14 protein-coding genes and 3 rRNA genes are annotated in these 18,779 nt (G+C 65.0%); 7 read left to right on the top strand and 10 right to left on the bottom strand.

Translation table 11 applies throughout. The features are described from left to right. Positions 1–25 precede the first annotated feature (25 nt). Together H7I41_RS14925 and H7I41_RS14920 are read left to right on the top strand one after the other, a co-directional pair. Positions 26–577: a hypothetical protein gene (locus H7I41_RS14925; protein ID WP_264013370.1), complete on the top strand. Its 552-nt coding sequence runs from the start codon at positions 26–28 to the stop codon at positions 575–577. Between the two features lie 8 nt (positions 578–585). Further along, complete coding sequence (locus H7I41_RS14920) at positions 586–792, top strand: Trm112 family protein (RefSeq protein WP_264013443.1); 207 nt, start codon at positions 586–588, stop codon at positions 790–792. On the opposite strand, the gene H7I41_RS14915 is transcribed toward H7I41_RS14920, so the two are convergent. From H7I41_RS14915 to H7I41_RS14905, 3 genes are read right to left on the bottom strand one after another with little or no spacing between them, the layout of a single operon-like run. Next, positions 783–1,412, bottom strand: a complete 630-nt coding sequence (locus H7I41_RS14915) for a TetR/AcrR family transcriptional regulator (protein ID WP_264013369.1) — start codon at positions 1,410–1,412, stop codon at positions 783–785. The genes H7I41_RS14920 and H7I41_RS14915 overlap by 10 nt on opposite strands. Further along, complete coding sequence (locus H7I41_RS14910) at positions 1,409–2,233, bottom strand: ABC transporter permease (protein ID WP_264013368.1); 825 nt, start codon at positions 2,231–2,233, stop codon at positions 1,409–1,411. The genes H7I41_RS14915 and H7I41_RS14910 overlap by 4 nt, the downstream gene beginning before the upstream one ends. Further along, the gene (locus tag H7I41_RS14905; RefSeq protein WP_264013367.1) at positions 2,161–2,931 is read right to left on the bottom strand and encodes an ABC transporter ATP-binding protein; all 771 of its coding nucleotides are present in this window, start codon (positions 2,929–2,931) and stop codon (positions 2,161–2,163) included. Before H7I41_RS14905 ends, H7I41_RS14910 begins: the two co-directional genes overlap by 73 nt. Before the next feature lie 58 nt (positions 2,932–2,989). Here H7I41_RS14905 and H7I41_RS14900 point away from each other — a divergent pair, with 58 nt between their 5' ends. From H7I41_RS14900 to rrf, 5 genes are all read left to right on the top strand, one after another. Then, entirely contained in the window at positions 2,990–3,616 is a 627-nt protein-coding gene (locus tag H7I41_RS14900) for a DNA-3-methyladenine glycosylase (RefSeq protein WP_264013366.1), read from the top strand. Between the two features lie 19 nt (positions 3,617–3,635). Then, on the top strand, positions 3,636–4,913 hold the full coding sequence (tyrS, locus tag H7I41_RS14895; RefSeq protein WP_264013365.1) for a tyrosine--tRNA ligase: 1,278 nt from the start codon (positions 3,636–3,638) through the stop codon (positions 4,911–4,913). A gap of 516 nt (positions 4,914–5,429) precedes the next feature. Beyond that, positions 5,430–6,949 (top strand): 16S ribosomal RNA (locus H7I41_RS14890). Positions 6,950–7,449: 500 nt separating this feature from the next. Continuing rightward, positions 7,450–10,575, top strand: a 23S ribosomal RNA gene (locus H7I41_RS14885). Between the two features lie 91 nt (positions 10,576–10,666). Then, a 5S ribosomal RNA gene (gene rrf / locus H7I41_RS14880) occupies positions 10,667–10,779 on the top strand. The 16S, 23S and 5S rRNA genes sit together here, the layout of an rRNA operon. Before the next feature lie 201 nt (positions 10,780–10,980). On the opposite strand, the gene H7I41_RS14875 is transcribed toward rrf, so the two are convergent. From H7I41_RS14875 to H7I41_RS14845, 7 genes are all read right to left on the bottom strand, one after another. Next, on the bottom strand, positions 10,981–11,475 hold the full coding sequence (locus H7I41_RS14875) for a methylated-DNA--[protein]-cysteine S-methyltransferase (RefSeq protein WP_264013364.1): 495 nt from the start codon (positions 11,473–11,475) through the stop codon (positions 10,981–10,983). Continuing rightward, entirely contained in the window at positions 11,472–12,962 is a 1,491-nt protein-coding gene (locus H7I41_RS14870; RefSeq protein WP_264013363.1) for a DNA-3-methyladenine glycosylase 2 family protein, read from the bottom strand. The genes H7I41_RS14875 and H7I41_RS14870 overlap by 4 nt, the downstream gene beginning before the upstream one ends. Before the next feature lie 91 nt (positions 12,963–13,053). Then, on the bottom strand, positions 13,054–13,359 hold the full coding sequence (locus H7I41_RS14865; RefSeq protein ID WP_264013362.1) for a hypothetical protein: 306 nt from the start codon (positions 13,357–13,359) through the stop codon (positions 13,054–13,056). Positions 13,360–13,361: 2 nt separating this feature from the next. After that, a complete protein-coding gene (locus H7I41_RS14860) occupies positions 13,362–14,018 on the bottom strand; it encodes a DJ-1/PfpI family protein (RefSeq protein WP_264013361.1) in 657 nt (218 codons plus the stop codon). A gap of 97 nt (positions 14,019–14,115) precedes the next feature. Next, positions 14,116–15,177, bottom strand: coding sequence for a M48 family metallopeptidase (locus H7I41_RS14855; protein WP_264013360.1), 1,062 nt, complete (start codon positions 15,175–15,177; stop codon positions 14,116–14,118). Positions 15,178–15,267: 90 nt separating this feature from the next. Continuing rightward, the gene (locus H7I41_RS14850; RefSeq protein WP_264013359.1) at positions 15,268–17,091 is read right to left on the bottom strand and encodes a fatty acyl-AMP ligase; all 1,824 of its coding nucleotides are present in this window, start codon (positions 17,089–17,091) and stop codon (positions 15,268–15,270) included. 60 nt (positions 17,092–17,151) lie between these two features. Then, positions 17,152–18,756, bottom strand: coding sequence for an adenylate/guanylate cyclase domain-containing protein (locus H7I41_RS14845; RefSeq protein WP_264013358.1), 1,605 nt, complete (start codon positions 18,754–18,756; stop codon positions 17,152–17,154). Between the last annotated feature and the right edge of the window lie 23 nt (positions 18,757–18,779).

Raw genomic sequence — 18,779 nt, 5'->3', positions numbered from 1 at the left:
TCACGGCAGGCGTACTGGAGGATCGATGAATTCGCTGACCAGCAGCGCTGTCAGGCGCGTCGTGATCGGCGGGATCGCCAGTGGCGCCCTGGCCGCCGGCCTGCTCACCGGCGTCGCGGCGCAGACTGCGTCGGCGCAGCCCGCCGACCCGACGGTCGCGGCAGAGGGCCCGAAGAAGTGCACCGGCGAGGACTGCAACAAGGCGGACCCAGCGCCGACGATGTCCGCGGACCAGGCGCTGGCGACCATCCACAGCGAGTACGCCCAAGGCGACGGGGGAGGCCAGGTGTCCAAGCTGGTCGACGACGCGATGTCACTCCGGAGTCGCGGCTTCATGCCCTCCAGAGCCAACACGTTGGCGCTCGAGCAGGCGTTGGGTCAACGACCGAATCAGGGTCCATTGGTGACGGCGTTGAAGCAGACGGTGTCCTACCAGCGCAAACTGGCGGCGCAGAATTCGGCTGCGACCCAGCCCGGGTCCGGGCCCACGAACAAGGCGCCGACGTGGCAACCGCCGAGAGGCGATGACGACCGAAACCAGTTCACCGACGGGTGGGACATCAACCCCTACAACTGATGGACGGCATGGTCGACGAAAAGTTGCTCGGCATCCTGGTGTGTCCGCAGGATCGCGGACCGCTGCTGCTGATTGATCAGGAGCTTCTCTACAACCCGCGGTTGAGGCGCGCCTACCGTATCGAAGACGGCATCCCGGTGTTGCTGGTGGACGAGGCGGCCGACATCACCGACGACGCAGAACACCAGCGTCTGCTCGACCGGGCTCAGGCCTGACCCAGTCCGGGCAGGTCGCCGGTCAGATACCGCTGCAGGTTCGGGCCGATGGTCTCGGCGATCTGTTCGACGGGCAATGAGCTGAACGGTTCGAGCTCGAGGATGTAGCGGGCCATCATCACCCCGACCAACTGCGACGCCACGAACTGGATGCGGATGCGCCCGCTGCCCGGCGGGTCGTCGACCCGGGGGCCGATCTCGACGGCGATCACCTCCTGAAGGAACGAGCGCAACAGAGTCACCTCGGAACCGGCGAGCAGCGACCGCAGCGTCGCGATGAACCCCTTTCCGGCTTCTGAATCCCACAGCGGCAACAGGAGTCTGGGCAGCAGATGGCCGATCTGGTCGACCGGGACCTCACGCAGCGGGGTGATGATGTCCATCGGGTCGATCGGCGCCCGGATGGCGGCCGCGAACAACTGCTTCTTGTTGCCGAAGTAGTGGTGCACCAGTGCCGGGTCGACACCGGCTCCTGCCGCGATCGAGCGGATGGAGGTGTTGTTGATGCCGTTGCGGGCGAACAGTTCCCGCGCGCTGATCAGGATCCGGTCGCGGGTGTCCGACGGCCCGGCCGGCCGGCCGGGCCGTTTGCGGTCGGGCCCGCGGTCGGCAGCCGTCACGGTGTCTTTCGCCGCAGGGTCGCCGCTGCGAGGCACATCGCGACGACGGCGAAGCCGATCACCACGGCGATGTCGCGCGCGGCGGTGGCCGTGAGGTCGGGGTGGGCCCCTACCTCGCGGAGCGCTTCGAGGGCGTAGCTGGCCGGCAGCACGTTGCTGACCCACTGCAGCCATTCCGGCAGCAGGGCGCGGGGCACGATGATCCCGCACAGCAGCAGTTGAGGCACGATCACCACGGGCATGAACTGGACGGCCTGGAACTCGGTGCGCGCGAACGCGCTGCACAGCAGGCCGAGCCCGACACCGAGCACCGCGTTGACGATCGCGATCGCGAACACCAGCAGCGGGCTGCCCGCGGTGTCGAAGCCGAGCAACCAGAACGACACCATGCAGGCGAGCACCGCCTGGGCCGCAGCGGCGACCGAGAAGGCGGTGCCGTAGGCGGCGAGCAGATCGAGTCGGCGCAGGGGAGTGGTGAGGATGCGCTCGAGCGTCCCCGACACCCGCTCGCGCTGCATCGTGATGGAGGTGATCAGGAACATCAGCACCAGGGGGAAGACGCCGAGCATGATCAGGCAGGCGTTGTTGAACGGCGACGGGCTTCCCGGCGGGTGCGGCGCGTTCTGGAACATGAAGTACATCAGCGTGATGACCAGGCTCGGAACCACGAGGATCATCGCCACGCTGCGATGGTCGGCGGCCAGTTGCCGCAGGATTCGGGTGGTGGTGGCGAGGTACGCCTGACCGCCTATCCGGCTTCGGCCCTTCGTTCGGTGCTGCGCCGGATGACGGACAGGAACGCTTCCTCCAGTGACGTGCATCCGGTGTCCTCCCGTAGTCGTGCCGGAGTGGTGTGGGCGAGCAGGCGGCCGTCGCGCATGAGCAACAGGTCGTCACAGTGGTCGGCCTCGTCCATGACGTGGCTGGACACCAACAGGGTGGTGCCTGCCTCCGCCAGCGCGTGGAACTGCTGCCACAGTTCGACGCGAAGCAGGGGGTCCAGGCCCACCGTCGGTTCGTCGAGAACCAGCAGATCCGGGTGACACACCAGTGCCGCCGCGAGCGACACCCGGGTGCGCTGACCGCCGGACAGGTTGCCGCACAGCGCCAATCGGTGCTCCTCCAGTCCGACGGCGGCGATCGCACTGTCGGCGTCGTCGGCGTCGGCGCCGTACAGCGCACCGAAGTAGCGGACGTTGTCGAGCACCCGCAGGTCGTCGTAGATGGTCGCGGACTGGGTGACGTATCCGACCCGGCGGCGCAGGGGCGCCGAACCTGCGGGGTGGCCCAGCACGGTCACCGTGCCGCCCGCATTGATCTGCGTTCCGACGATGCTGCGCATCAGCGTCGTCTTCCCGCACCCCGACGGGCCGAGGAGGCCGGTGATCGTGCCGCCGGCGATGGAGACGCTGAGTTCGTCGACCGCCGGACGGTCGCCGCGGATCACCCGGAGGCCTTCGATCACCACCGCGGCGCCGGAGCCTGTCGCGGAAAATTCATCATGCGATGAACTCATCATGTGGTGAATAGTGCGCCGCGGCGCGGTGCCGTGTCAAGAACTTCGTAGGATGCAGGCGATGGTCCGAGATTCGCCCACCGCCCACGTGCTCGCGGTCGACCCGGTCACCGCGGCGCGGCGCCTGCTCGGCGCAACGCTGATCGGGCGTGACGTCACCGCGCTGATCGTCGAGGTGGAGGCGTACGGCGGGCCTGACGGTGGGCCGTGGCCGGATGCGTCGGCGCATTCCTACCGCGGTCCCGGCCTCCGTAACGCGGTCATGTTCGGGCCACCCGGCCGGCTCTACGCCTATCGCAGCCACGGCATCCACGTGTGCGCCAACGTGGTCTGCGCCGAGGACGAGGTGGCCGCCGCGGTGCTGCTGCGGGCGGCGGCCATCGAATCGGGCGTCGAGGTCGCCGCTCTCCGGCGGGGGCCCGCGGTGAAGCCGGCAGCGTTGGCGCGTGGCCCAGGAAATCTGTGCTCTGCCTTGGGAATCACGATGTCGGACAACGGGATCGACCTGTTCGACCCGTCCGGTCCGATCCGGCTGATCCTCGGCGACGAGTGTGCCGGCATTGCGGGGCCGCGGGTCGGCGTCAGCAAGGCGGCCGACCGGCCCTGGCGGTTCTGGCTGGCGGGCAGGCCCGAGGTGTCGGCCTACCGGCGAAGTCCGCGTGCACCCGCGCCGGGAGGCAGCGACTAGTACGGGAAGAATCGACACCGTGACCACCAACGGCATCCTCGACGAGCTCGCATCGCGCGGTCTGGTCGCGCAGTCCACCGACATCGACGCATTGGCCGCCGAGCTGGCGGCCGGGCCGGTGACCGTGTATTCCGGCTTCGACCCGACCGCGCCGAGCCTGCACGCCGGGCACCTGATCCCGCTGCTGACGCTGCGCCGGTTCCAGCAGGCCGGGCATCGGCCCATCGTGCTGGCCGGCGGGGCCACCGGGATGATCGGTGATCCGCGCGACACGGGTGAGCGCATCATGAACACCGCCGACACCGTCGCCGAGTGGTCGGTGCGCATCCGTGGTCAGCTCGAGCGGTTCGTCGAGTTCGGCGACTCGGCCAGCGGCGCGATCGTCGAGAACAACCTGGACTGGACGGGGCCACTGTCCGCCATCGAGTTCCTGCGTGACGTGGGCAAGTACTTCTCGGTCAACGTGATGCTCGACCGCGACACGGTGCGGCGCAGGCTGGAAGGTGAGGGCATCTCCTACACCGAGTTCAGCTACATGCTGCTGCAGGCCAACGACTACGTGGAGCTGCACCAACGGCACGGCTGCTCGCTGCAGATCGGCGGCTCCGACCAGTGGGGCAACATCGTGGCCGGCGTGCGGCTGGTCCGGCAGAAGCTGAATGCGACGGTGCATGCGCTGACCACCCCGCTGGTGACGGACTCCGAGGGCAAGAAGTTCGGGAAGTCGACCGGCGGCGGCAACCTTTGGCTGGACCCCGAGCTGACCTCGCCGTATGCGTGGTACCAGTACTTCGTCAACACCACCGATGCAGATGTGGTGCGCTACCTGCGGTGGTTCACGTTCCTGTCGCCCGAGGAGATCGCCGAATTGGCCGCCGCGACCGAGGAACGTCCGCACGAACGCAGCGCGCAGAAACAGCTGGCCAGCGAGTTGACGACACTGGTCCATGGCCGGGCGGCCACCGAAGCGGTCGAACTGGCCAGCCGCGCGCTGTTCGGCCGCGCCGAACTCGGCGACCTCGACGAGCCGACGCTGGGGGCCGCCCTCCGGGAGGCCTCGGTGGCCGAACTCGCCCCGGGCGGCCCGGACACGATCACCGACCTCCTGGTGGCCGCCGGCCTGTCGCCGAGCAAGGGAGCGGCGCGCCGCACCGTGGGTGAGGGCGGCGTCTACGTCAACAACGTGCGGATCGACAGTGACGAGTGGGCGCCTTCCCCCACCGATTACCTGCACGGCCGTTGGTTGGTACTGCGGCGAGGTAAGCGGAATATTGCCGGGGTGCAGCGCGTTGGATGAACTGGCACGGTCGTACGACTGTGCCGCGAGCCGGCGCACCTCGAAACCGGCCGCTACCTGGGGATTTGACTCCGTGTTTCCACTCACGTAACTTATCTCAGGTCGCCGCGACACGGTCTCCGGACCGGGGAGCGCGGCAGACTCCCAGAGGGAAACCCATTTCGGTGGGTTCCTGACCGTCCGCACTACGAGTACGCGGCTTTTCGCCGCGGGTTCGCTGCGCGGCTCGGGCGGGTGTGTTGTTTGAGAACTCAATAGTGTGTTTGGTGGTTTTTGTTTGTTGTTTTTTGGGGTTGTGTCCGCATTTTCCCGTTTGGGGGTGCAGCCCTGGCGGGTGTGTTGTTTGAGAACTCAATAGTGTGTTTGGTGGTTTTTGTTTGTTGTTTTTTGGGGTTGTGTCCGCATTTTCCCGTTTGGGGGTGCAGCCCTGTTTTTGGATGCCAGTTTTTGGTGTCTTGTTTTTGTGATCGGATTTTTCTGATTCGNATTCACCTGGCCTTGGGGTTGGGTTGTTTTTGTTTGGAGAGTTTGATCCTGGCTCAGGACGAACGCTGGCGGCGTGCTTAACACATGCAAGTCGAACGGAAAGGCCCTTCGGGGTACTCGAGTGGCGAACGGGTGAGTAACACGTGGGTGATCTGCCCTGCACTTTGGGATAAGCCTGGGAAACTGGGTCTAATACCGAATACACCTCTTGGGTTGCATGACTCTTGGGGGAAAGCTTTTGCGGTGTGGGATGGGCCCGCGGCCTATCAGCTTGTTGGTGGGGTGATGGCCTACCAAGGCGACGACGGGTAGCCGGCCTGAGAGGGTGTCCGGCCACACTGGGACTGAGATACGGCCCAGACTCCTACGGGAGGCAGCAGTGGGGAATATTGCACAATGGGCGCAAGCCTGATGCAGCGACGCCGCGTGGGGGATGACGGCCTTCGGGTTGTAAACCTCTTTCAGCACAGACGAAGCGCAAGTGACGGTATGTGCAGAAGAAGCACCGGCCAACTACGTGCCAGCAGCCGCGGTAATACGTAGGGTGCGAGCGTTGTCCGGAATTACTGGGCGTAAAGAGCTCGTAGGTGGTTTGTCGCGTTGTTCGTGAAAACCGGGGGCTTAACCCTCGGCGTGCGGGCGATACGGGCAGACTGGAGTACTGCAGGGGAGACTGGAATTCCTGGTGTAGCGGTGGAATGCGCAGATATCAGGAGGAACACCGGTGGCGAAGGCGGGTCTCTGGGCAGTAACTGACGCTGAGGAGCGAAAGCGTGGGGAGCGAACAGGATTAGATACCCTGGTAGTCCACGCCGTAAACGGTGGGTACTAGGTGTGGGTTTCCTTCCTTGGGATCCGTGCCGTAGCTAACGCATTAAGTACCCCGCCTGGGGAGTACGGCCGCAAGGCTAAAACTCAAAGGAATTGACGGGGGCCCGCACAAGCGGCGGAGCATGTGGATTAATTCGATGCAACGCGAAGAACCTTACCTGGGTTTGACATGCACAGGACGTCGGCAGAGATGTCGGTTCCCTTGTGGCCTGTGTGCAGGTGGTGCATGGCTGTCGTCAGCTCGTGTCGTGAGATGTTGGGTTAAGTCCCGCAACGAGCGCAACCCTTGTCTCATGTTGCCAGCACGTAATGGTGGGGACTCGTGAGAGACTGCCGGGGTCAACTCGGAGGAAGGTGGGGATGACGTCAAGTCATCATGCCCCTTATGTCCAGGGCTTCACACATGCTACAATGGCCGGTACAAAGGGCTGCGATGCCGTGAGGCTTAGCGAATCCTTTAAAGCCGGTCTCAGTTCGGATCGGGGTCTGCAACTCGACCCCGTGAAGTCGGAGTCGCTAGTAATCGCAGATCAGCAACGCTGCGGTGAATACGTTCCCGGGCCTTGTACACACCGCCCGTCACGTCATGAAAGTCGGTAACACCCGAAGCCGGTGGCCTAACCCCTTGTGGGAGGGAGCCGTCGAAGGTGGGATCGGCGATTGGGACGAAGTCGTAACAAGGTAGCCGTACCGGAAGGTGCGGCTGGATCACCTCCTTTCTAAGGAGCACCACGAGACCTATGGCCCGCCCACATCGTGTGGGGGTTCGGTGACCTGGGCGATTCGTTGGATGGGCTTGCCCTGTAGTGGGCGCAAGTTCTGGTGCATATCAACGAACATGTTCGTCCGAGTGAATGCCGGACGGCGAGGAAATCATCAGACACACTATTGGGCTTTGAGACAACAGGCCTGCGGGCTCACCTCGTTGGGGGTGGGTGCCGGCTCTGAGATCTCGAGGTTTCTCCTGGTTCATCCTGATTGTGGGGTGGGTTGGTGGGGGCCGAGGGGTTGAGGGGTTTCTGTTGTTGCCCTGCTTTGGTGGTGGGGTGTGGTGTTTGATTTGTGGATAGTGGTTGCGAGCATCAAAGACGCATGATGATCCCTTTTGGGGTTGTGGTGTGTCTTTATGTAATGCAAATTTTTCTGATACTCGCATGCATGTCTGCTCTTTTGGGGGTGGGGGTGTGTGTGGGTGATGACTCATTTTTTTGGTTTTGTGTTGTAAGTGTTTAAGAGCGCATGGTGGATGCCTTGGCACTGGGAGCCGATGAAGGACGTGGGAGGCTGCGATATGCCTCGGGGAGCTGTCAACCGAGCGTTGATCCGAGGATGTCCGAATGGGGAAACCCGGCACGAGTGATGTCGTGTCACCCGGCACTGAATACATAGGTGTCGGGGGGGAACGCGGGGAAGTGAAACATCTCAGTACCCGTAGGAAGAGAAAACAATTGTGATTCCGTGAGTAGTGGCGAGCGAAAGCGGAGGATGGCTAAACCGTATGCATGTGATACCCGGCGGGGGTTGTGTGTGCGGGGTTGTGGGGCGTTTCTTCTCCTTTCCGCCGAGAGGGGCAACAGTGATAAAGGTTCGTGTTAGTCGAAGTGGTTTTGGGATGACCTGTCGTAGAGGGTGAGAGCCCCGTAGGCGAAAACGCGAACTCTGTTGTGGAGCTGTCCCCGAGTAGCAGCGGGCCCGTGGAATCTGCTGTGAATCTGCCGGGACCACCCGGTAAGCCTGAATACTTCTCAGTGACCGATAGCGGATTAGTACCGTGAGGGAATGGTGAAAAGTACCCCGGGAGGGGAGTGAAAGAGTACCTGAAACCGTGCGCTTACAATCCGTCAGAGCCCTCGACTTGTCGTGGGGTGATGGCGTGCCTTTTGAAGAATGAGCCTGCGAGTCAGGGACATGTCGCGAGGTTAACCCGGGTGGGGTAGCCGCAGCGAAAGCGAGTCTGAATAGGGCGTATCCACACAAGAGTGTGTGGTGTAGTGGTGTGTTCTGGACCCGAAGCGGAGTGATCTACCCATGGCCAGGGTGAAGCGCGGGTAAGACCGCGTGGAGGCCCGAACCCACTTAGGTTGAAGACTGAGGGGATGAGCTGTGGGTAGGGGTGAAAGGCCAATCAAACTCCGTGATAGCTGGTTCTCCCCGAAATGCATTTAGGTGCAGCGTCACATGTTTCTTGTTGGAGGTAGAGCTACTGGATGGCCGATGGGCCCTACTAGGTTACTGACGTCAGCCAAACTCCGAATGCCGACAAGTGAAAGTGTGGCAGTGAGACGGCGGGGGATAAGCTCCGTGCGTCGAGAGGGAAACAGCCCAGATCGCCGGCTAAGGCCCCTAAGCGTGTGCTAAGTGGAAAAGGATGTGCAGTCGCGAAGACAACCAGGAGGTTGGCTTAGAAGCAGCCACCCTTGAAAGAGTGCGTAATAGCTCACTGGTCAAGTGATTGTGCGCCGATAATGTAGCGGGGCTCAAGCACACCGCCGAAGCCGCGGCAATCAACATTAGTTGGTTGGGTAGGGGAGCGTCCTGCATCCGGTGAAGCAGCGGAGTGATCCAGCTGTGGAGGGTGTGGGAGTGAGAATGCAGGCATGAGTAGCGATAAGGCAAGTGAGAACCTTGCCCGCCGAAAGACCAAGGGTTCCTGGGCCAGGCCAGTCCGCCCAGGGTGAGTCGGGACCTAAGGCGAGGCCGACAGGCGTAGTCGATGGACAACGGGTTGATATTCCCGTACCCGTGTGTGAGCGTCCCTGATGAATCAGCGGTACTAACCGCCCAAACCATGCGTTACCGATCACCTTCGGGTGTGAGGATTGCATGCGCTGCGCGGGACCTTCGTTGGTAGTAGTCAAGCGATGGGGTGACGCAGGAAGGTAGCCGTACCAGTCAGTGGTAATACTGGGGCAAACCGGTAGGACGACATCTAGGCAAATCCGGGTGTCATGAGTCCGAGAGGTGATGCATAGCCGGATGAGGTGAATTCGGTGATCCTATGCTGCCAAGAAAAGCCTCTAGCGAGCGCACACACGGCCCGTACCCCAAACCGACACAGGTGGTCAGGTAGAGAATACCAAGGCGTACGAGTGAACTATGGTTAAGGAACTCGGCAAAATGCCCCCGTAACTTCGGGAGAAGGGGGACCCCCACATCGTCATGGCCCTTTGCGGCCGGCAGCGGGAGGGGGTGGCACAAACCAGTGAGAAGCGACTGTTTACTAAAAACACAGGTCCGTGCGAAGTCGCAAGACGATGTATACGGACTGACGCCTGCCCGGTGCTGGAAGGTTAAGAGGACCGGTTAACCCTTCGGGGTGAAGCTGAGAATTTAAGCCCCAGTAAACGGCGGTGGTAACTATAACCATCCTAAGGTAGCGAAATTCCTTGTCGGGTAAGTTCCGACCTGCACGAATGGCGTAACGACTTCTCAACTGTCTCAACCATAGACTCGGCGAAATTGCATTACGAGTAAAGATGCTCGTTACGCGCGGCAGGACGAAAAGACCCCGGGACCTTCACTACAACTTGGTATTGGAGTTCGATACGGTTTGTGTAGGATAGGTGGGAGACTGTGAAGCGGCCACGCCAGTGGTTGTGGAGTCGTTGTTGAAATACCACTCTGATCGTATTGGGCTTCTAACCTCGGACCGTATATCCGGTTCAGGGACAGTGCCTGGTGGGTAGTTTAACTGGGGCGGTTGCCTCCTAAAATGTAACGGAGGCGCCCAAAGGTTCCCTCAACCTGGACGGCAATCAGGTGTTGAGTGTAAGTGCACAAGGGAGCTTGACTGCGAGACGTACATGTCGAGCAGGGACGAAAGTCGGGACTAGTGATCCGGCACCCCCGAGTGGAAGGGGTGTCGCTCAACGGATAAAAGGTACCCCGGGGATAACAGGCTGATCTTCCCCAAGAGTCCATATCGACGGGATGGTTTGGCACCTCGATGTCGGCTCGTCGCATCCTGGGGCTGGAGCAGGTCCCAAGGGTTGGGCTGTTCGCCCATTAAAGCGGCACGCGAGCTGGGTTTAGAACGTCGTGAGACAGTTCGGTCTCTATCCGCCGCGCGCGTCAGAAGCTTGAGGAAACCTGTCCCTAGTACGAGAGGACCGGGACGGACGAACCTCTGGTATACCAGTTGTCCCACCAGGGGCACCGCTGGATAGCCACGTTCGGACAGGATAACCGCTGAAAGCATCTAAGCGGGAAACCCCCTCCAAGACCAGGCTTCTCACCCATTTAAGTGGGATAAGGCCCCCCGCAGACCACGGGATCGATAGGCCAGACCTGGAAACGCAGCAATGCGCGTAGGGAACTGGCACTAACCGGCCGAAAACTTACAACAACAACAAAACCTCGCAACCACAAANNCACAGTCAAACAACAAAGACTGCACCCCACCACCAAAACACACTTCACCATAAAGTGAATAAAGTTACGGCGGTAATAGCGGTAGGGAAACGCCCGGACCCATCCCGAACCCGGAAGCTAAGCCTACCAGCGCCGATGATACTACCCCTCCGGGTGGAAAAGTAGGACACCGCCGAACACACATTAAGTCGCCCGGACCCATCCCGAACCCGGAAGCTAAGCCTACCAGCGCCGATGATACTACCCCTCCGGGTGGAAAAGTAGGACACCGCCGAACACACATTAAGTCCCCGGCCCTCCGATTTCGATCGGAGGGCCGGGGCATTTGTATTTCTGGATACCGAATCAGCTGTTCTGCAGTTGCGCAGTTATGGCCGAGTTATTCGAACAATGCCGGCACGGCGCGACGCTTTTCCAAGTCGAGCAATGCCCTTTTCTTGGCGAGTCCGCCGCCGTATCCGGTGAGGCTGCCATTCGAGCCGATCACACGGTGACAGGGCACGACGATGCCGACCGGATTGTGTCCATTGGCCAGGCCGACCGCCCGGAATGCGCCCGGAGAACCGATCTCTCGCGCGATCTCGCCGTACGTCCTGGTTTCCCCGTACGGAATGGTCAACAGCGACTCCCACACACGCCGCTGAAACGCGGTCCCGACTAGATCGAGATCGAGGTCGAAGTCGATGCGATCCCCGGCGAAGTACGCCTCGAGCTGGCCGACCGCATCGGGAAAGGCTTCGTCGTCGGGTTCCCAGCCGTTTCTGTCGGGTTCATAGGTCTGGTCGACCATCCGCAGATGCCGGAGTCGTCCGTCGACGCCGGCCAGGGTCAGCAGGCCGACGGGGCTGTCCACGGTGCGGAACCGCACGGTCATGATGCCTTCTCCTTCGGGGGCCACTGGTTCACGGCGTGGTCTAGTGACGTCCACAGGTGCTGGGTGGCGTATGCCCGCCACGGCCGCCAGCGGCTGCTGTATTCAATCAGGGGCTTCGGATCGCCGGGCAGACCCAGCTTCTCGGCCGCCAGACGGACGCCGAGGTCGCTGGCGGGGAAGGCGTCGGGATCGCCGAGGCCGCGCATCGCGATCACCTCGGCGGTCCACGGCCCGATCCCCGGGAGGGCGAGCAGTGCCTCGCGGGCACGGACCCAGTCGCAACCCGCGTCGAGCGTGACGGTGCCCTCGGCGAGGGCGTTGACCATGCCGAGGAGCGACCGTCGTCGCGCCGTCGGGAACGCCATGTGCGCCGGGTCGAGATCGGCCAGGTCATCGACGCCGGGGAACACGTGGGTCAGGCCGCCGCCCGGGTCTTCTACCGTCCTGCCGTGCCGGGCGACGATACGGGCGGCGTGCGTACCGGCGGCCTTCACCGAGACCTGCTGACCGAGCACCACCCGGATGGCCAACTCCGCCTCGTCTACCGTGCGGGGGATGCGTTGTCCCGGCGCCTTCGCCACGAGGGCACGGAGCCGCTCGTCGGCGCTCAACGCATCGATCACCGCTTCGGGATCGGCATCGAGGTCGAGCAGTCGACGGCAGCGGGCGATCGCCGTGGCCAGGTCGCGCAGGTCGTCGAGTATGAGCTCGCACCGGACGTGGTCGGGATGCGGTGTGAGCGATACGATCCCGCAGCCCGACGGCAACCGCAGGGTGCGGCGGTAGGCGCCGTTGCGCACCTCCTCGACCCCCGGGATCGCGCTCGCCGCCAGATGCCCGAACAGTCCCTCGAAGGCGAATGGGGTGCGCACCGGTAGCCGCAGGGACATCGCACCGGGGGCTGCCGGCGTCCGGCCGAATCGTGCGCTCGCCCGCAGTCGCAGCGCCGTGGGCGTGAGGTCGCAGACGGCACGGACGGTGTCGTTGAACTGTCGGATGCTGGCGAACCCGGCGGCGAAGGCGACGTCGCTGAACGGCAGGTCCGTGGTCTCGATCAAGACGCGGGCGGTCTGGGTCCGCTGCGCCCGGGCAAGGGCCAGCGGGTTGGCGCCGACCTCGACCTGCAGGATGCGCTGCAGCTGGCGCGTCGTGTAGCCGAGCCGTGCGGCCAGGCCGGTGACCCCGTCGCGGTCGACGGTGCCGTCGGCGATCAGCCGCATCGCCCGGGCCACCACGTCGCCGCGGATGTTCCACTCCGGTGACCCCGGTGAGGCGTCCGGACGGCAACGCTTGCACGCGCGGAAGCCGGCGGCCTGCGCGGCGGCCGCGGTGGGGTAGAAGCGCATGTTGCGGGCGAACGGCGGACGTACCGGACAACTTGGCCGGCAGTAGATCCCGGTGGTCAGCACGGCGGTGACGAACCAGCCGTCGAAGCGGGCGTCCTTCGACTGCACCGCCCTCAGGCACCGCTCGAAATCCTCGTGCACACCTTGACTCTTACACGTCGCCACTGACATCACTGGCGGAAAACCGACATGGTCGTGGCGAGGCGCCACGAATGGAGGGGCCGCGAAAGTCTCAGCGTCGGCGCACGCCCGACACCGCCGACCGTGGTAACCGACCCGCCCGCGAATGTCCGGTGAACCGGTCGCCGTCGACGAGCACGTCGAAGGCGAGGTTGAGTCGCATCGGTCTGGTCACCGTCTGCCGCCAGCTGACCTGCCGGCCGTCGTCGGCGACGACGATGTCGGTCACCTCCACGGTCTCGTGCCTGCCTGCGGCGCTGCCGGTGATCACGCCGTCCCGGTCGGCGAAGCTGTACACGATCTGCAGCGATCCCACCGGCGTCTTGATGGTGACGTCCCAGTCGCCAACGATGTCCACGCTCAGACGGCCTTCGGTTCGCGTCCGGTGTCGGTCCACACTGTGCCGCGGCGCTCGTAGGCGAACATCTGCTCGACGGCCAGCGGGATGCGGGGACCGTAACTGCGGTCGAGCAGGTGCAGCGCCAGGTCAAGACCGGAGGTCACCCCACCGGCGGTGACGAGGTCACCGTCGTCGACCACGCGGGCATGCACCGGTACCGCGCCGGTGGCCTCGAGCACATCGACACCGAGGTGGTGGGTGTTGGCATGGCGACCGTCGATCAGGCCGGCCATGGCAAGTGCGAGCGACCCGCCGCAGACCGTCGCCACGGTGATGTCGGGATTCTGCATCGCCTGGCGCATCAACGGCACCGCTTCGGTCTCGCCGAACCGGGCGAGCAGGACCGGGATCGTCTCGGCGCCCTCGTCGGGATCGCCTTCCAGCGGGCCGGACGCGCCGGGCACGATCACGAAGCCGGGCTTGGCCGGATCGAGCTGGGCGGTGGCCTGCAACGTCAGGCCGCGCGAACCGCTGACCACCGGCCGCGGCCCCTCGGCGGACACCAGCACGACGTCGAGATCACCCCCGGCATAGTCACTTCCGGCTACCAGCACCTCGTAGGGCGCGATGACGTCGAGGGGGTCGAAGCCGTCGAACAACACGATCTGTGCATGCATGGCTGCCATGGTCGAGGTTCGCTGAACGCCGGGAAAGGGACCGCGAGGCCAGGAGACGCCGGGAAATTGCCAGCCGACGGGCAGGCGTCGGTCGTGGCTAGCTCTCGGGAGGCCCGCCGTTCGCCCGTCGCCAGCCGGCCACCTTGCGGCCGAACGAATCAGCGGCGTTGGTGGCGACCCGCCCGACCCCGTCGACGACGCCGGACACTCCATCCCGCAGGCCACGGACCAGCGGGTCCTCGGACTGGTCGAACCCGTCCCGATAGGTGCGCGCGGCCGCACCGACATCGTCACTCCACGAGGCGGACTCGTCCTCGACGCGCCGCGGGTAGTCGCCGCCGAGCACTGCGCCGTAGCCGCCGGAGTCCACCCACTGGGTCAACGCGGCCGCCCGCAGCACCGAGAAGGGATGGGTCCGCAACTCCAGGTTGAGCAGCTTGAGCAGGCCGTCGCGCATGTCACCGGTGCGGTCGTACTCGCGGGCCTGGGCGAGGAACGCCTGCGAGTCCATCTTGTCGAGCCGGCCGCCGCCGGCCAACTTCAGCTGGACCCGGATCGCGGCATCGAAGTCCTGACTGCACAGCAGGCCGGCCCGGTCGCCCGACAACTCCGATTTGCGTTGCCATTCCATGAGTGCCGCCACGATCGCCCGCAGTGCCCAGCCGCCGATCGGGATGAACCCGAACGACGATGCCAGCCGCATCAGGTGCATGAGCATGGTGCGGTACACGGCGTGCCCGCTGAGTGCGTGGCCGAGTTCGTGTCCGATGATGAATCGCATCTCCTCGGCGCTCATCAGGTCGTACATCCCGGAGGTGATCACGATGAAGGGTTGGTCCATGCCGATCGTGTAGGCGTTCGCCGTCGGTGACTGCAGCACGAAGAGTTCCGGTTCGACGGGCGCGTCGAGCACGGCGACGCAGTCCTCGAGCAGCGCGTCGAGGTCGGCGAACTGGCGCGGACCGACGCGGGCGGCGCTGGCCAGGTACAGCAGCCGGTGCTGGCGCTCACGAAGCATGCCGGACAACACCTTCAGGATCTGGTCGAAACCCTTGAGCCGGCGCAGCGCGGTGAGTGCGATGCGGTCGGCGGGGTGTTCCCAGGCGCGTGAGCTGATGCCCGGGAACGGACGTCGTGTCAGCACAGGTGTCTCGGTCATCGGCCGCCCTTCTCGTCTGTCAGTTCACGCTAGGACATCCGGTGAAGGGTTCGGCGCACCAAATTCGGCGCAGCGTACGGGCACTCGCGCTCAGGCGGTGGACCTGGTCGTGAAGCCACCCGAGAGGTACTCGCTGCGGCAGGCGCGGCGGGCCAGCTTTCCGCTAGTGGTGCGGGGGATGACGCCGGCCTGCACGAAGCGGACGTCGGCGACTGTCACTCCGTGGCGGCGCGCGACCGCGTCGCCGATCGCGGTGATCTCCGGGGCCGGGTCGGCACGTCGCGTGCCCGAGGCGCGTTCGGCGACGATCACCAGCCGGTCACCGGGCGTGCCGAACGCCGCGGCGTAACCCCGTCGCACCATGGGGGACGCCTCCGCGGCGGTGTGTTCGATGTCCTGCGGGTAGTGCTGCCTGCCGTCGATGACGATCAGGTCGGCCAGCCGGCCGGTGACGTACAACTCCCCGTCGAGGTGCACCCCCAGGTCCCCGGTGCGTAGCCATCCGGCCCCGGCCGGGACGCCGTCGGCATGGCTGCCGGATTCGAGCCGTGACGCGAGCGTGGCGTCGAAGGCGTGGCTCGATTCCTCTGGGCGCCGCCAGTAGCGCCGGGCGATGTTGTCGCCGTGCAACCAGATCTCGCCGATGTGCCCGTCGGCCAGCTCGGTGCCCGTTTCGGGATCGGCGATCACCGCCCACTGGCTGCGCGCCACCTGGCCGCAGGACACCTGCGGAACGGTTCCGTCGGCGTCGGCCCCTGCGTTCGCTGTGGTCCGCACAGCCCTGCCCTCGGCCAGCAGCTTGCGGTCGAAGTGCACCACCTCCGCACGCGCCGGCGGTGCGATGGTCGACACGAACAGCGTCGCCTCGGCGATGCCGTACGACGGCTTGATCGCCTGCGGCGGTAGCCCGTACGGCGCGAAGGCCGCCTCGAAGGCGCGGATCGCCTCGATGCTCACCGGCTCGGAGCCGATGATCATCACGACGTTGCTCAGGTCGATGTCTACGCCGGCGTCGGGCAGGCCGCGCTGCGCGGTGTACTCGTAGGCGATGTTGTGGGCGGCGGTGACGACCCGGCCGCGCCGCGAACCGTCCGACAGTGCCCGGATCCACCGCTGCGGCCTGCGGATGAAGGCGGTGGGGGACAGCAGCGTCGAATGGCCGCCGTACACGGCCGGGAAGCCGATCATCGACAGTCCCATGTCGTGATACAGCGGTAACCAGCTGACCCCGTGGGTGTCGCGGTCCAGCAGGTCGATGGACAGGATCATCTGCAGCAGGTTGGTGCCGACGTTGCGGTGGGTGATCTCGATGCCGACGGGTGACCGCGTCGATCCGGAGCTGTACTGCAGGTGCGACACGTCGTCGACGTCGAGCGTGACCGGGCTGAAGGCGGCGCCCGCGGAATCGGGCACCTCGTCGACGACCACGATCTCCATCGCCCGCCCGAAGTCGCGCTGCGCCAGATAGTCGCGGACCCCTTCGGCGGCGGAGGCGGTGGTGAGCACCGCCGACGGTCGCGCGTCGCGCATGGCGACGTCGAGGCGCTCGGCGTGACCCTGGAGCTCCGGGGCGAACAACGGCACGGCGATCATCCCCGCCTTGACGGCGGCGAAGAAGCCGGCGATGTAATCGAGGCCCTGCGGGGCCAGCACCGCCACCCGGTCACCGCGCACGGCGATGCGCTGCAGGGTCGCGCCGATCGCCCGCAGCCGGCGGCCGAGCTGCGACCACGTCAGCTCCACGGCGTGACCGTCGGCCGTGCCGGTGTGATCGAGGTAGCGGTATGCGACCTCGTCGCCGACGCTTGTGATGTTGCGTTCGATCAGCGAGATCAGGTTGACCCCGGGCGGCAGCACGATGCCGCCGTCGGCGTCCAGGCAGTCCTCGATCTGCAGCAGGCCCTCGGTCGTCATGCCACTGAGTGTAGTAAGCGTTACGCGCGGTATCACTAACCTGCGGGACGGTGTGACGGATCAGACGGGCAGGGCCAGCCGAGTGGGCTCGTCGTGGCCCCGCAGCGTCACCGTGTCACCCAGTGACCAGTGCTCCCGCTCGTCGTCGGTGGCGTTGGACACCGCATCCGCCGACGCCACCAGTCGGGCGTCGGTGTCCTTCGCGAGCTCACACAACCGCGCGGCCTCGTTGACCGGTTCGCCGATCACGGTGTACTCGAAGCGTTCCCTGGCGCCGACGTTGCCCGCCACCACCTCGCCGGCCGCCACGCCGATGCCTGCCTGGCATTCCGGCACCTCGTCACACAGCCGCCGGGCGATGGCTCGGGCGGCCGCCAGGGCCTCGTTCTCGGCGTTCTCGAGGGTGACCGGCACGCCGAACACCGCGAGCGCCGCGTCGCCCTCGAACTTGTTGACGAATCCGTGGTGGCGGTCCACCTCTTCGACGATCACCGCGAAGAACCGGTTGAGCAGTTCGACCACCTCGACGGCCGGCCGAGCGGTGACCAGTTGCGTCGAGCCGATGATGTCGACGAAAACGACTGCGGCATGGCGTTCTTCACCGCCGAGCTTGATCTTCTGCTGCTCGGCGGCCAGCGCCACCTCGCGCCCGACGTGCCTGCCGAACAGGTCGCGCACGCGTTCGCGTTCGCGCAGCCCGTGCACCATCGAGTTGAAGCCGCGCTGCAGCTCACCGAGTTCGGTGCCGTCGAAGACGACCAGTTCGCAGTCGAGGTCACCCTCCTCGACATGCTTGAGCGCCGACCGCACCACCCGCACGGGTGTCGCGATGAGCCAGGACAACAACCACATCAGGATCAGTCCGAAGGTCAGGGCGACCACCGCGAGGATCATCACGGCCACCGCGAACTGGGTCGAGGTGAGGTTCTGCAGCGACACGGAGAACAGCGCGAGAAGCAGAATGCCGAGGACCGGCACGCCGGAACCGAGCAACCAGACGGTCATCGTCCGGCCCATCACCCCGTGCGCCAGCCGCCGGGGTGGGCGGCCCGCCTCGAGCGCCTCGGCGGCGACCGGCCGCAGGGCGAACTCGGTGATCATGTAGCAGGCGGTGGCCACCACGATGCCGGGGAAGCCCACCGCGAACAGGAACCGGGGGATGAACGCGGAGTTCTGCAGGCCGTACAACACCGTAAACAGGACGGCGCCGGTGCCCCAGAGCAGCAGGAGCTTCTTGGCCACCCGCCACGGAGCGGCGAAGACGTTCTGCTGGTCGGTCTTGGTGGGTTGACGCTCCTCGATCGACCACCGCAGCGAGCCCACGGTGCGGGAGGTGATCCACGCGGTGCCGAGGAGCAGCGCAACGAGCATGTAGGCCGGGACGACGCCCCAGGTGAGCCAGGCCGGCGCGTCGGTGAAGACGCTGGGCACCGGGATGGCGACGGCGTTGAGCAGCAGCGACACCCCGATGCCGAGGATATTGGTGAAGAGCAGGAAGAACGTCAGGATGACCTGGATGCGGATGCGCCTGCGGTGCTGGCTCTCCGAGGGCTTGCCGAGCAGCCAGGAGCCGTAGTCCGGCGTTCCGGCGAGCCGGCCGCTCTGACGGGTGAGCGCCTCCAACACCTTGCCCAGCCGCTGTGGCACGCTCGTCTTGGTGGTCATCGTGATGTCAGAGTAATTCGCAG

Source organism: [Mycobacterium] manitobense (assembly GCF_025821665.1).
GTDB classification, from domain to species: domain Bacteria; phylum Actinomycetota; class Actinomycetes; order Mycobacteriales; family Mycobacteriaceae; genus Mycobacterium; species Mycobacterium arseniciresistens.
The sequence above is the reverse complement of the archived record's forward strand: the minus strand, read 5'-3'. Positions and strand labels throughout refer to the sequence as shown.